Raw genomic sequence first — 648 nt, 5'->3', positions numbered from 1 at the left:
CGCAACAACACCGGAGATTATCGGCGCGGCAAAGCTGGTGCCTTGCATGCTGGTGTAGTCATTGCCGAAAGTTGAGCCACGTTCGGTTTTCAGCATATAGCTGGTAGACACGACATTGCTGCCCGGTGCCGAAACCAACAGGCTGGCTCCCGGATTGGAGAAGGGTGAGGAGCCAATCTGCAACGTCGACAAATCGCCTTGTGCATTGATTGCACCGACTTCCACCGAAAAGCGGTTGTTATTGGTCAGCGACCCCTGGGCATTGCCGCCTTCTGCACGATGGTTGCCGCCCGCCGCCACGATGACGGTACCCAATCCGCCACGACCATTAGCCGCCGCATACTGCGCATTCAGGCTCAGCGACGCGGCAGTATTGATGGAGCCGCCCTGAAAGCTGCTGAGCGCGAAATCGTTGGCAAATCCCCAGCTATTGTTAGCAATGTCAAAACTGACCATATGCCCCAGTCCCGCAAGATCGGCACCGTCATTGGCCAGATAATAGCCGCCCAACGTCGCATCATGGGCAACCCCGACACCACCTGTATTATTTTTCGCCGCAACCATCACACCCGCCACCATTGTCGCGTGGTTGGAGACCACATTCGGCAAGGTGCCATTGGTTTGTTGAGTCTGCAACCAGGCTTTGTC

At 56.5% G+C, this 648-nt stretch carries 1 protein-coding gene; it reads right to left on the bottom strand.

Annotated features, from left to right (window positions below; genetic code table 11):
* Positions 1-648 (bottom strand): S8 family serine peptidase (locus SLS51_RS23120; RefSeq protein WP_323840823.1); only part of this gene is annotated, 648 nt, incomplete at both ends.

Source organism: Photorhabdus africana (genome assembly GCF_035181445.1).
Classification (GTDB): Bacteria; Pseudomonadota; Gammaproteobacteria; order Enterobacterales; family Enterobacteriaceae; genus Photorhabdus; species Photorhabdus laumondii.
The sequence above is the reverse complement of the archived record's forward strand: the minus strand, read 5'-3'. Positions and strand labels throughout refer to the sequence as shown.